Annotated in this window: 12 protein-coding genes; 4 read left to right on the top strand and 8 right to left on the bottom strand. The window is 66.0% G+C overall.

Going from position 1 to position 12,739, the window contains the following annotated elements:
• The first annotated feature begins 13 nt into the window (after positions 1–13).
• Entirely contained in the window at positions 14–343 is a 330-nt protein-coding gene (locus PSK12I2_RS0104015) for a Na+/H+ antiporter subunit G (protein WP_017642340.1), read from the top strand.
• A 23-nt stretch (positions 344–366) separates the two neighbouring features.
• Here the strand turns inward: PSK12I2_RS0104015 and PSK12I2_RS0104010 are convergent, their stop codons facing one another.
• Complete coding sequence (locus tag PSK12I2_RS0104010) at positions 367–1,944, bottom strand: ABC transporter substrate-binding protein (RefSeq protein ID WP_027597397.1); 1,578 nt, start codon at positions 1,942–1,944, stop codon at positions 367–369.
• Between the two features lie 383 nt (positions 1,945–2,327).
• Here PSK12I2_RS0104010 and rpmB point away from each other — a divergent pair, with 383 nt between their 5' ends.
• Entirely contained in the window at positions 2,328–2,564 is a 237-nt protein-coding gene (gene rpmB / locus PSK12I2_RS0104005; protein WP_007159903.1) for a 50S ribosomal protein L28, read from the top strand.
• A gap of 11 nt (positions 2,565–2,575) precedes the next feature.
• The gene (gene rpmG, locus PSK12I2_RS0104000; RefSeq protein ID WP_007159904.1) at positions 2,576–2,731 is read left to right on the top strand and encodes a 50S ribosomal protein L33; all 156 of its coding nucleotides are present in this window, start codon (positions 2,576–2,578) and stop codon (positions 2,729–2,731) included.
• A gap of 104 nt (positions 2,732–2,835) precedes the next feature.
• Here rpmG and PSK12I2_RS0103995 read toward each other — a convergent pair whose 3' ends face one another.
• From PSK12I2_RS0103995 to PSK12I2_RS0103985, 3 genes are all read right to left on the bottom strand, one after another.
• A complete protein-coding gene (locus PSK12I2_RS0103995; RefSeq protein ID WP_027597396.1) occupies positions 2,836–4,230 on the bottom strand; it encodes an aminoacyl-tRNA deacylase and HDOD domain-containing protein in 1,395 nt (464 codons plus the stop codon).
• 75 nt (positions 4,231–4,305) lie between these two features.
• Positions 4,306–6,381 (bottom strand): ATP-dependent DNA helicase RecG, encoded by a 2,076-nt coding sequence (gene recG, locus PSK12I2_RS0103990; RefSeq protein WP_027597395.1) that lies wholly within the window; start codon positions 6,379–6,381, stop codon positions 4,306–4,308.
• On the bottom strand, positions 6,378–7,310 hold the full coding sequence (locus tag PSK12I2_RS0103985) for a hydrogen peroxide-inducible genes activator (RefSeq protein ID WP_007159908.1): 933 nt from the start codon (positions 7,308–7,310) through the stop codon (positions 6,378–6,380). Before PSK12I2_RS0103985 ends, recG begins: the two co-directional genes overlap by 4 nt.
• 151 nt (positions 7,311–7,461) lie before the next feature.
• On the opposite strand from PSK12I2_RS0103985, the gene PSK12I2_RS0103980 reads away from it, so the two are divergent.
• Entirely contained in the window at positions 7,462–8,307 is an 846-nt protein-coding gene (locus PSK12I2_RS0103980) for an NAD-dependent epimerase/dehydratase family protein (RefSeq protein ID WP_027597394.1), read from the top strand.
• A gap of 51 nt (positions 8,308–8,358) precedes the next feature.
• On the opposite strand, the gene gltP is transcribed toward PSK12I2_RS0103980, so the two are convergent.
• From gltP to fdhA, 4 genes are all read right to left on the bottom strand, one after another.
• Complete coding sequence (gene gltP / locus PSK12I2_RS0103975) at positions 8,359–9,708, bottom strand: glutamate/aspartate:proton symporter GltP (protein WP_007159910.1); 1,350 nt, start codon at positions 9,706–9,708, stop codon at positions 8,359–8,361.
• A gap of 310 nt (positions 9,709–10,018) precedes the next feature.
• Positions 10,019–10,849, bottom strand: a complete 831-nt coding sequence (locus PSK12I2_RS0103970) for an aldo/keto reductase (RefSeq protein ID WP_027597393.1) — start codon at positions 10,847–10,849, stop codon at positions 10,019–10,021.
• Positions 10,850–10,915: 66 nt separating this feature from the next.
• A complete protein-coding gene (locus PSK12I2_RS0103965) occupies positions 10,916–11,278 on the bottom strand; it encodes a hypothetical protein (protein WP_256203946.1) in 363 nt (120 codons plus the stop codon).
• Positions 11,279–11,421: 143 nt separating this feature from the next.
• Positions 11,422–12,621: a formaldehyde dehydrogenase, glutathione-independent gene (fdhA, locus tag PSK12I2_RS0103960; protein ID WP_027597391.1), complete on the bottom strand. Its 1,200-nt coding sequence runs from the start codon at positions 12,619–12,621 to the stop codon at positions 11,422–11,424.
• Between the last annotated feature and the right edge of the window lie 118 nt (positions 12,622–12,739).

The raw sequence follows: 12,739 nt of genomic DNA, 5'->3' as shown, positions 1-12,739 counted from the left end.
GGAGCGCTATCCCATGCCCTTCTGGCTCGAACTCCTGATCTGCGCCCTGCTGCTCATCGGCAGCAGCTTCGCCCTCATCGGCGCCATCGGCCTGTACCGGCTGCCGGACTTCTTCATGCGCCTGCACGGTCCGACCAAGGCCACCACCCTGGGCGTGGGCAGCACCATCATCGCCTCGATGCTGTTCTTCAGTGTCCAGGGCGAGGGCCTCAGCCTGCACGAGCTGCTGATCGCCCTGTTCATCTTCATCACCGCGCCGGTCAGCGCCCATATGCTGGCGCGCGCCGCCATCCAGCAGAAGGTCAAGCAGGTGGAGCGCACCGACGGCCAACCCTGGCGTTAGGGCTGGCCGCGCCGCACGCGCTGCTAGCGACCGCCGCTGACCTTGCTGAAGTCCTGGCGGCCGAAGGGATTGGGCTGGTAGCCCTCGACACCATTCTTGGCCAGCACCGTCACCGTCGGGTGCGCCAGCGGCAGCCACAGCGCCTGGTCGTGGATGATGCGCTGCGCCTGGTGGTACACCGTGGCCCGCGCCATCTGGTCGGACAGGGTCTTGCCCTTGCTGATGGCGCCATCCAGGGTCTTGTCGCAATAGCGGGCGAAGTTCAGGCCCGACTGCACCGAGGCGCAGGAGAATTGCGGCGTCAGGTAGTTGTCCGGATCGCCGTTGTCGCCGGCCCAGCCCATGAACAGCAGGTCGTGCTCGCCGGTCTTGGCGCGGCGGATCAGTTCACCCCACTCGATCACCTGGATCTGCGCATCGACGCCGATCTTCTTCAGGTCGGCCTGCAGCATCTGCGCGCCCAGCTGCGGATTGGGATTGAGCAGGCTGCCGCTGGGTCTCGTCCAGATGGTGGTCTTGAAGCCGTCCTTGAGGCCCGCCTGGGCCAGTAGCGCCTTGGCCTTGGCCGGGTCATAGGGATAGGCCGGCACGTCCTTGGCATAGCCCCAGGTGGTGGGCGGATAGACGTTGTCGGCGGCCACCGCGGTGTCCTGGAACACCGCCTTGAGATAGCTCTGCTTGTCGAACGCCAGGTTGATGGCCTGGCGCACCTTGATGTTGTCCAGCGGCGGATGGCTGGTGTTGATGCCGACGAAGGCGGTCATGAAGGCCGGCGTCTGCAGCACCTGCAGACTCTTGTCCTCATGGGCGCTCTGCAGATCCTGGGGCTTGGGCGACAGGGCGATCTGGCACTCGCCGCGCTTGAGTCGCTGCAGGCGCACCGCCGAATCCGGGGTGATGGCATAGATCAGCCCGTCCAGCTTGGGCTTGCCGCCGAAGTAGTCCGGATTGGCGGCGTAACGCACCACGGCATCCTTCTGGTAGCGCTTGAAGACGAAGGGACCGGTGCCTATGGGCTCGTCGTTGAGCTGCTCGGTCTTGCCGGCCTTGAGCAGCTGCTCGGCGTACTCGGCCGAGTAGATGGAGGCGAAGCCCATGCTCAGGGTCGGCAGGAAGGTGGCGTCCGGGCTGTTGAGCACGATACGCACACCGAGGTCGCTGGTCTTTTCCACGCTCTTGATCAGCTTGGGCCACTGCATCGACTGGGCATGGGGATAGCCGCTCTTGGCCACCCCGTGCCAGGGATGGTCCTTGTCCAGCATGCGCTGGAAGCTGAACACCACGTCGTCGGCCGTCAGGGTACGGCTGGGGGTGAAGTAGTCGGTCTGGTGAAACTTCACGTCCGGACGCAGGGCGAAGTCGTAGGTCAGGCCGTCGTTGGAGATCGTCCAGCTCTGCGCCAGGCTCGGTACCAGCTTGGCTTCGCTGGCATCGTATTCCACCAGGCGATTCATCAGCACGTCGGCCGAGGCGTTGGTGGTGGTCAGGGAGTTGTACTGCACCACGTCGAATCCATCCGGACTGGCTTCGGTACAGACACTGAGCGTGGCGGCCTGCGCCAGCAGGGGCGCGAAGAGCAGTGGCAAGGCGGCGAAACGCATAGAACGATTCCTTGTAGAGCCGAAGTGGGCAGACGGCGCACGGATGACTGGCAACGGCGGACAGGGCGGTCGTCTGGCGGACGTGGATTGAGTTTGGCAGTCGCTCTAAACTAGACCACCCGTCCGTCCGTCACAATGCTTCCGACCGACGAACGGTTGGCATTCCGGCCGGGCCCGCACAGCGCCCGGTGCGCGGGCATTTCATCCGTCGCCCTACCTTGTTATGCCCGAGTACTTCTGGTATAAAACAGCGCTCTTTTTTCGGGGTATGGCCGCTTCAGGTCCCCGGCGTTTGCCGGCTCTCCCCGTCAAAACAGGAATCAATACAGTTACAAGCGGCCAACCCATGCCGGGTTTGGCATGAGGTTTATGAGGGCTGAGCCATGTCGAGAGTTTGCCAAGTAACCGGTAAGGGTCCGATTACTGGGAACAACGTTTCCCACGCTAACAACAAAACCCGTCGTCGTTTCCTGCCGAATCTGCAGCACCACCGTTTCTGGGTAGAATCCGAGAAGCGCTTCGTGCGTCTGCGCGTTTCTGCCAAGGGCATGCGTATCATCGACAAGCGCGGTATCGAAACCGTACTGTCCGAGCTGCGTAGCCGCGGCGAAAAATTCTAAGGGGATTCGTCATGCGTGAATTGATCCGTTTGATTTCCAGTGCCGGCACCGGCCACTTCTACACCACTGACAAGAACAAGCGCACCAAGCCCGAAAAGATCGAAATCAAGAAATTCGATCCGGTCGTGCGCAAGCATGTCATGTACAAGGAAGGCAAGATCAAGTAATTGATCGCCCCCTTGAACAAGAAACCCGCCTCGGCGGGTTTTTTGTTGTCTGGCGTCCGGCCCGGCAGCTCCGGCGCCCGGGGCGCCGGAGGCCGCTCGGCCCGCTACTTGAACTGACCGGTCAGCTCGCGCAGGGCGGCTTCTGCGCCAAGGATCTTCTGCATGCACTCCCGCGCCTTGGCCGGATCGATGCTCAGCCGCGCATAGAGCTCGTCGGGAATCGGCTGGGCCGGGCCGTTGCCGATGCCCTCGGCGCGCAGCAGCTGCACGGCCAGGAAGATCAGGTTGGGATAGACCGCCTGCTCGCCCTGGTAGCCCGGATCGCCCTGGAAGCGCAGCGCCGTCACCACCTCTTCGGGCATTTCCCAGCAGCGCATCAGGGCCGCACCGATCTGCTCGCGGGTGATGCCCAGCAGGTGGTGCTCGATGACCTGGTGATCGAGCTGGCGGTTGGCTTCCAGGTGGCGGCAGATCAGCGAGAAGTGCGGCGGAAAGACGTGGGCCAGCACCAGATAGCCGAAGTTGTGCAGCAGGCCGCCGAGATAGGCCAGGCCCATCTCCGGCCGCTCCGCGCGCGGCATGGAGCGCGCCAGGCCCTCGATCAGGGCGGCGGTGTAGATGGCCTGCTTCCAGTAGGGGGTTTCCTGCTGGGCCTGGTCGCTGGGCAGGCTCAGGGTCTTGCCCAGGGCCAGGCCGAGGGCCAGGTTGATCACCAGGTCGAAACCCAGCACCCGCACGATGGCGTCTTCCACCGAGCGGATCTTGCCGGGCGCGGCATAGTAGGGCGAGGCGGCCCAACTGATCACCTGGGCCGCCAGGGCCGGATCGGTCTCCACCACGTTGGCCAGATCGTCCACCGTGGCCTCGGGATCGACCCGCAGCTTGATGACCTTTTCCGCCGTCTTGGACAGCGGCGGGATCTCCAGCGTCTCCTCCAGGCGTTGGCGGATGCGCCGCGCGGTAAAGGCGGTGGCGGCATGCAGGATCTCCGCCTCGTCGCGTTCCGGTTGCCGCAGATTGGGCTGGATACCGGCTGCCGGGATGCCGAAGCTGCCCGCGGTGGCCTGACTCAGCAGGCGCCTATAGTCAGACGTTTCCACTTCCAGCAGCAGCGAGCGTTCACCGGATTCCAGCAGCAGGCGCGGCGCTTCCAGCAGTCGCTCGTCATACAGGCAGGGGGAATTGGTCAGCGACGGCAGCCCCGGCAGGACATCCAGTTCGTAGCGCTCCAGGGTGCGCATCAGCCGCTCCGGCGCCACCACTGCCAGCTGCCGCCCGGTGAATTCCACCAGCCGGCGCAGGTCCAGCAGCTGATCCTCGGGCAAGAGCACCAGCAGCATGCCGACGCTGTCGCTCAGAAGCACCGTGTGTACCCGATTCGCCTGCGGCAGGCGCGTCGTCGCCGGGATTGGCCGATAGGCCAGGTTCAACTGGGCGAGCAACTGCTGGATCGAAGGGGGAACCTCAGGGAGGGGCGAAGCGAGCGCTACATCGGTCATGGCATTTTCTTCCTCACGTACGCCCTGGAGTATAACCATTCGGCTCCGTAGGTAGCGTCGTCTGTATAAGCTTTGTCAAACCTGGCCGTATTGCTGGCCATGGCGCAACCAGCGCTCCAGCAGCGGACCGGCATGACTGGGCCAGCGGGCCAGCAACTCCTGGGCGGCATCGCGCACCGCCGGCAGCCAATGGGCGTCGCGCATCAGATCGGCCACCTTGAATTGCAGCAGGCCGGTCTGACGGGTCCCCAGCATCTCGCCCGGGCCGCGCAACTCCAGGTCCTTCTCGGCGATGATGAAGCCGTCGTTGGTCTCGCGCATGATAGCCAGCCGCTCACGACCGATCTGCGACAGCGGCGGATGGAACAGCAGCACGCAGTGGCTGACGGCGCTGCCCCGCCCGACCCGGCCGCGCAGCTGGTGCAACTGGGCCAGACCCAGGCGCTCGGGATTCTCGATGATCATCAGACTGGCGTTGGGCACGTCCACCCCCACCTCGATCACCGTGGTGGCCACCAGCAATTGCAGGTTGCCGGCCTTGAACTCGGCCATCACCGCGGCCTTTTCCGCCGGCTTCATGCGTCCATGGATCAGCCCGACGTGCAATTCGGCCAGGGCCAGCTGCAATTCCTCGTAGGTGGTCTCGGCCGCCTGGCAGGTGAGTTCCTCGGATTCCTCGATCAGGGTGCAGACCCAGTAGGCCTGGCGCCCTTCGTGGCAGGCGGCACGCACCCGCTCCACGACTTCCTCGCGGCGGCTGTCGGTGACGCTCACGGTATTGACCGGCGTCCGTCCCGGCGGCAGTTCGTCGAGCACCGAGGTGTCCAGATCGGCATAGGCGCTCATGGCCAGGGTGCGCGGGATGGGGGTGGCGGTCATGATCAGCTGGTGCGGCGCCAGGCGACCGTCGACGCCCTTCTGGCGCAGCGCCAGGCGTTGCTGCACGCCGAAGCGGTGCTGTTCGTCGATCACCACCAGCGCCAGGCGGGCGAAACGCACCTCGTCCTGGAACAGCGCATGGGTGCCCACCACCATGGGCGCCCCGGCGGCGATGCGCTCCAGGGAGCTGGCGCGGGCCTTGCCCTTGAGCTTGCCGGCCAGCCAGGCCACCTCGATGTCCAGAGCGGCGAACCAGCGCTGGAAGTTGAGGAAGTGCTGCTCGGCGAGGATCTCAGTGGGCGCCATCAGCGCCACCTGGTAGCCGGCCTCGATGGCCTGCAGGGCGGCCAGGGCCGCGACCACCGTCTTGCCGGCGCCGACGTCGCCCTGCACCAGCCGCAGCATGGGCTCGGGCTGGGCCAGGTCATGGGCGATCTCGCGCCCGACGCGCTGCTGGGCGCCGGTGGGGGTGAAGCCGAGGTTGTCCAGATACAACTGTGGCAGCCGGCGGGCGGCCGGCAGGGGCACCGCACGCTGGGCGCGCAGGGTCTCGCGCAGCCGCTGCAGGGACAACTGGTGGGTGAGCAATTCTTCGAAGACCAGCCGCTCCTGGGCCCAGTGCCGGCCCTCGGCCAGCTCTTCCAGGTCCGCGTCTGGCGGCGGTCGATGCAGGTAGCGCAGGGCATCGGCCAGGGGACCCAAGCGATAGTGCGCGGCCATCTCCGGCGGCAGCCAGTCGGGCAGGGATTCGGGCCCGAGTCGTTCCAACGTCTGGGCGCTGAGCTGGCGCAGGCGCAGCTGGGTGAGGCCTTCGGTGGTCGGGTAGATGGGCGTCAGCGTCTGCTCGACCGGCGCCGGGGCGTTCTCGTCCTGGGCGCGGTATTCGGGATGGTAGATCTCCAGGCCCGAGGCGCCGGGGCGCACCTCGCCATAGCAGCGCAGCAGGGTGCCGCGCTTGAGGCCGTCCTTTTGCGCCTGGCTGAAGTGGAAGAATCTCAGCGACAGGGTGCCGCTGCCGTCCTGCAGGCGCACCAGCAGGCTGCGCCGCCGGCCCATGAGCACCTCGGCGGAGGCGACCATGCCCTCCACCACGGCGTCCTGACCGGGCCGCAGGGCGCCGATGGGCACGATGCGGGTGCGATCCTGATAGCGCAGCGGCAGGTGGAAGAGCACGTCCTGCAGGGTTTCCAGGCCGACCCGCGCGAGTTTCTCCTGCAGGGCGGCGCCGACCCCCTTGAGGGCGGTGACCGGCGTCGCGGCCAGTTCACTCATGCCGGCTGCACGACGCCCTTGGCTTCAGGCCGCGCCACCGAGCACAGGCGGACCGAGTCGGCCAGCACCTCAATGGCCTTGGGCCGCGGAAAGCTGGCGCGCCAGGCGATGGCCACGGTGCGATAGGGCACCGGCCGCTCGAAGGGGCGCACCTCGATGATCCCCGGCGCATAGTGGTGACTCTCCACCGCCGAGAACGGCAGCACCGAGACGCCCAGGCCGGAGGCCACCATGTGGCGGATGGTTTCCAGCGAAGAGGATTCCACCGTGGAATTCTTGTTTTCCTCGTGCTTGCGCACGGTCGGACAGGCTTCCAGGACCTGGTCGCGGAAGCAGTGGCCTTCGCCCAGCAGCAGCAGGCTCTTGTCGCTGAGCTGGTTCTGCGGAATGGCCTTGAGCTTGGTCCAGGGGTGCCGCGCCGGCATCATCACGTAGAAGGGTTCGTCGTACAGCGGCAGGGTCAGGACGTCCGGCTCGTTGAACGGCAGGGCGAGGATGACGGCATCCAGCTCACCGGTGCGCAGCTTGTCGCGCAGCAGGTGGGTGAAATTTTCCTCGATGTACAGCGGCATCTCCGGCGCCACCCGGTTGAGCTGCGGGATGAGGTGCGGAAAGAGATAGGGCCCGATGGTATAGATGGCACCGATCTTCAGCGGCGCGGTGAGCTGGTTCTTGCCGGCCTGGGCCAGTTCGCGGATGCCCTGGGCCTGCTCCAGCACCTTTTGCGCCTGGGCAACGATGCCCTCGCCGGTGGGGGTCAGGCGCACGGCACTCTTGCTGCGCTCGAAGATCAGAATGCCCAGCTCGTCCTCGAGCTTCTTGACGCCGACCGACAGCGTCGGCTGGCTGACGTGGCAACGCTCGGCAGCTCGGCCAAAGTGCTGTTCCTGGGCGAGCGTGACGATATAGCGCAGTTCAGTCAGGGTCATAGTCAAATTCCATGGGGTGCCGGCCAATCTTAGCGGCTGTCTCTATCAACGGCCAAGCGCGACGGGCAGCAGCCTGCGCTCCCAGGTTGGACCACGGCCAGGCGCAGGCTACCCTGGCCGTCTGTCCCGGCCTTTGCAGAAGGAAACACCGATGAGCACCATCCTGATCGCCGGTTGCGGCGATGTCGGCAGCCGTCTCGGCCTGCAACTGGTCGCCCAGGGCCACCGGGTCTTCGGCCTCAGGCGCACTGTCGCCGCCCTCCCCGCTGAGTTGCTGCCGGTCGCGGGCGATCTCGCCGAGGCCACGCCGCCGGCCGCCTGGCCGCGCGAACCCCTCGACCAGGTGGTCTATGCCACCGCCGCGACCCACCATGACGAAGCCGGCTATCGCGCCGCCTATGTCGAGGGCCTGCGCCACCTGCTGGGCTGGCTGGCGGCCTGCAAGCAGCGTCCGCAGCGCCTGCTGTTCGTCTCCAGCAGCGGCGTCTATGCCCAGGGCGACGGCGCCTGGGTCGACGAGACCGCTCCTGCCGAACCCGAGCGCTTTTCCGGGCGCATCCTGCGCGAGGCGGAAGACCTGGCGCTGGGCAGCGGCCTGCCCGCCAGCGTGGTCCGCCTGACCGGCATCTACGGCCCGGGACGCGAGGCGCTGCTGCGCCAGGTGCGCGAGGGCTCCCGGGTGACCCGCGAGCCGCCGCTGTATGGCAATCGCATCCATGTCGAGGACGCCGCCGGCCTGCTGGCGCTGCTGCTGCAGCGGGATCGCGAAGGGGTCGCCCTGGATGATCTCTATCTGGGCGTGGACGACGATCCGGCGCCGCTGGACGAGGTGGTCGACTGGCTGCGGGCACGGCTGGGCATCACCTTCTGGTCCGACGAGGCCCAGTTGCGTCGCGCCGGCAGCAAGAGATGCAGCAACGCCCGCGCCCGGGCCCTGGGCTGGACGCCCCGCTACCCCAGCTATCGCGAGGGCTACGCGGCCATTCTCGCCGGCTGAAACGACGGAGCCCGGCACAGGGCCGGGCTCCGTTCTCCGCTAGCCAGCCACTCAGTCGCGCAGGGCTTCACCGCGGGTGGCCTGAGGACGCTCCTCGACCTTGGCGGTGCTCTTCAGGTGCGGCAGGGCTGCCCAGTAGGCGGCGCCCTTCTCGGCGTCATAGAGACCTTCCCACTTGGCGATGACCAGCGCGGCCAGGGCGTTGCCGATCACGTTCAGGGCGGTGCGCGCCATGTCCATGATGCGATCCACACCGGCGATGAAGGCCAGGCCTTCCAGCGGAATGCCGACGCTGCCCAGGGTGGCCAGGAGCACCACGAAGGACACGCCCGGCACGCCGGCGATGCCCTTGGAGGTGACCATCAGGGTCAGCACCAGCAGCAGCTGCTGGCTCAGCGACAGATCGATGCCATAGAGCTGGGCGATGAACAGCGCCGCGATGCTCTGGTAGAGGGTGGAGCCGTCCAGGTTGAAGGAATAGCCGGTGGGCACCACGAAGCTGGTGATGGACTTGGGCGCGCCATAGGCCTCCATCTTCTCGATGATGCGCGGCAGCACGGTTTCCGAACTGGCGGTGGAATAGGCCAGGATCAGCTCGTCCTTGAGGATGCGGATGATGCGGAAGATCGAGAAGCCGAACAGCTTGGCCACCAGGCCCAGCACGCCGAGGGCGAAGAAGCCGATGGCGACGTAGACCAGCACCACCAGCTTGGCCAGCGGCAGCAGGGAGGCGAAGCCGAAGTTGGCCACGGTCACCGCGATCAGCGCGAAGACACCGATGGGGGCGTAGTTCATGATCATGTGGGTGACCTTGAACATGGCCTCGGAGATGCCCTGGAAGACCCGCACCACCGGCTCGCGGGTGGCTTCCGGCAGGGCGCCCAGGCCCAGGCCGAACATCACCGCGAAGAAGATGATCGGCAGCATCTCGCCACGGGCGACGGCGGCGAAGACGTTGGACGGGATCAGGTTGAGGATGGTCGCGATGAAGGCGTGGTCATGCTGCACTTCCGCGGTGGTCTTCTGGTACTGGGAGATATCGGTGGTGCCCAGGGTGCTCATGTCGATGCCGGCACCGGGCTGCACGCTGTCGGCGAAGAACAGGCCGACGACGATGGCCAGGGTGGTGACGATCTCGAAGTAGAGGATGGTCTTGAGACCGATGCGACCAAGCTTCTTGGAATCGCCGACGCCGGCGATGCCGACCACCAGGGTGGCGATGACGATGGGCACCACGATCATCTTGATCAGCCGGATGAAGATGTCGCCGGCCGGCTTGAGGACGTTCGAGATCCACCAGGCTTTCTCGGCGCTGAAGTGGTTGAGCAGTGCGCCGACGGCGATCCCCAGCACGAGGCCGATAAGGATCTGCCACGCGAGGCTGAGCTTGGGCTTGGTCATGTACCGACACCTTTGTTCTATTTGGATGGAGTTCGGGACGAACGTCACCGTGTCGGGTCGTGATGCGCGAAGCGCATGCAACGCCAACGAGAGGGTGCGTTCAGGCTGCGGAAACGGTGCTCGAAAAGGACTGGGAGCACCAAGGCGTCACACTTTTGCCAGAGGGTAACGGGGTATGTCTAATGCCGCTGTCGCCTGCCCTATGCCGATCCGGCATGAGGTGTCCCGAAAGGGCCGCGCAGCATACAGGCACTGGCGCCTTGCGCGCCAGGCATACAGAGGCGCCGCTCATCGCGGCGCCCCCTGAACGTCAGCCGTTGAAGGTCGCGGGGTCCGGACCCAGACGCTTGTCCTGGTTCAGCCCGGCGATCTGCCGCATGTCCTCGTCGTCCAGGGCGAAGTCGAAGATCTGCATGTTCTCTTCGATGCGCTTGGGCGTCTTGGATTTGGGGAAGATGATGTTGCCGAGCTGGATGTGCCAGCGCAGCACCACCTGGGCCGGCGTCTTGCCGTGCTTGGCCGCCAGTTGCTGCAGCACCGGGCTGCCCAGCAGCTCGCCACCCTGGGCCAGCGGACTCCAGGCTTCGGTAGCGATGCCCTTGTAGGTGTTGAAGTCGCGCAGCTCCTGCTGCTGCAGCAGCGGATGACACTCGATCTGGTTGACCACCGGCACCACCCCGGTCTCGGTCAGCAGGATCTCGATGTCGGCCTGGCGGAAGTTGGACACGCCGATGGACTTCACCCGACCCTGGTTGCGCAATTCGATCAGCGCCTTCCAGCTGTCGAGGAACAGGCCCTTTTCCGGCAGCGGCCAGTGGATCAGGTAGAGGTCGACATGCTCCAGACCCAGCTTGGCCAGGCTGGTGTCGAAGGCGCGCAGGGCGCTGTCGTAGCCCTGGTCGGCATTCCACAGCTTGGTGGTGACGAACAGCTCGTCACGCGGCAGACCGGCCTGGACGATGGCCTGGCCGACGCCCTCTTCGTTGCCGTAGATGGCAGCGGTGTCGATGTGTCGATAGCCGAGGTCCAGGGCTGTCTTGACCACCTGAGCGGTCTCTTCGGCCGGGGTCTGCCAGACCCCCAGGCCGAATTGCGGAATGTGGTGACCGTCGTTGAGCTGAAGACGGGTGATCGCGGACATGCGTCGCTCCTCTGAGATTGATGACTGTCAGAGGTGTGACTGGCGGCAGTGGCCTTTTGCTCCCGATCAGTCGAGCCGCACGGCTTCGGGGACGCTGTAGCTCTCGACCCAACCCAGCAGGGTACGACCGTCCTGCTGCACCTCGATGCGCTTCCAGCGCTGGAAGGAACGGGTCTCGATCACCCGCACCTGGGTGTCGCCGTCCAGCCGCGTCAGGGTGTTGCGCGCGCGCTCACGACTGCGGTCGTAGACGAAGGGCCACTTGAGCACATCGACCGGGCCGCGCAGCATCCAGCCCTGTCCTTCTTCGGCGAAGCGAAAGGACACACCGCCCTCGGCACGGGCCGGGTTGCTGCCCAGCAGCAACAGGGCCGCCATGAGCAGGGAGGGAAGGATACGGTGAAGGGTCGAACGGACATTCGGGGTCATGCTGGCCTCGTCTGTGGCACCAAAAAAACAGCGCCCGAAGTGGACGCTGCGGGATAGACCCCCTGGTGCGCCAAACGACTGCACGGCTTGCCCGAGAAATGCCAAATGGCCAGCAGTCTCGGGCAAAATCCTTAGTGCAATAGCTAGGCCGCGCTGAACAGCTTGTGCGGATCGATGACGAATTTCTTCGGGACGCCCGAATCGAATTCGCTGTAGCCGCGGGGGGCCTCGTCCAGGGTGATCACCTGTACACCGACGATGTCGGCGATCTTGATGCGATCCCACATGATCGCCTGCATCAGCTGGCGGTTGTACTTCATCACTGGGGTCTGGCCGGTGTGGAAGCTGTGGGACTTGGCCCAGCCCAGACCGAAGCGGATGCTCAGAGCACCCTGCTTGGCGGCGGCGTCCACGGCACCCGGATCGTCGGTGACGTAGAGGCCGGGGATGCCGATCTTGCCGGCCACCCGCACGATGCCCATCAGTGAGTTCAGCACGGTGGCCGGGGCCTCGCTCTTGGCGCCTTCGTGACCATGGCCACGGGCTTCGAAGCCGACGGCGTCGACCGCACAATCCACCTCCGGCGTGCCCAGCAGCGCGGCGATCTGCTCGTGCAGCGGGGTGTCCTGGGACAGGTCGGCGATCTCGAAGCCCTGGGCCTTGGCGTGGGCCAGGCGTACCGGGTTGACGTCGCCGACGATGACCACGGCGGCGCCCAGCAGGCGGGCCGAGGCGGCCGCGGCCAGACCGACCGGGCCGGCCCCGGCGACATAGACGCTGGTGCCCGGACCGACGCCGGCGGTGACGGCGCCGTGGTAGCCGGTGGGCAGGATGTCGGACAGGCAGGTCAGGTCACGGATCTTTTCCATGGCCGCGTCGCGATTCGGCAGCTTGAGCAGGTTGAAGTCGGCATAGGGGACCAGCACGTATTCGGCCTGGCCACCGACCCAGCCGCCCATGTCGACGTAGCCGTAGGCACCGCCGGCGCGCGAGGGATTGACGGTCAGGCAGACGCCGGTGTCCTGCTCCTTGCAGGTGCGGCAGCGACCGCAGGCGACGTTGAAGGGCACCGAGACCAGATCGCCGACCTTGAGGGTCTCGACGTCACGACCCGCTTCGATGACCTCGCCGGTGATCTCGTGGCCGAGCACCAGGCCTTCGGGGGCAGTGGTCCGGCCGCGCACCATGTGCTGGTCTGAACCACAGATGTTGGTGGAGACCACGCGCAGGATGACGCCGTGGTCGATACGCTTGCCCTGCGGGGTTTCCATCTTCGGGTAGGGAATGGTCTGCACCTCGACCTTGCCCGCGCCCAGATAGACGACGCCACGATTACCGGACATGTTGCACCTCGCTGTTATTGTTGGACTGGCTCTAGCGGTTCGAGCCTAGTCCTCGCGAAGCGCGGCGTCTGTGGGGATGGCGTTTTTGGCGATGCCGAGGTCGCCCCTGCGGGTCGGC

Origin of the sequence: Pseudomonas sp. MOIL14HWK12:I2 (assembly GCF_000510745.1) — a bacterium.
GTDB classification, from domain to species: domain Bacteria; phylum Pseudomonadota; class Gammaproteobacteria; order Pseudomonadales; family Pseudomonadaceae; genus Chryseomonas; species Chryseomonas oryzihabitans.
The sequence above is the reverse complement of the archived record's forward strand: the minus strand, read 5'-3'. Positions and strand labels throughout refer to the sequence as shown.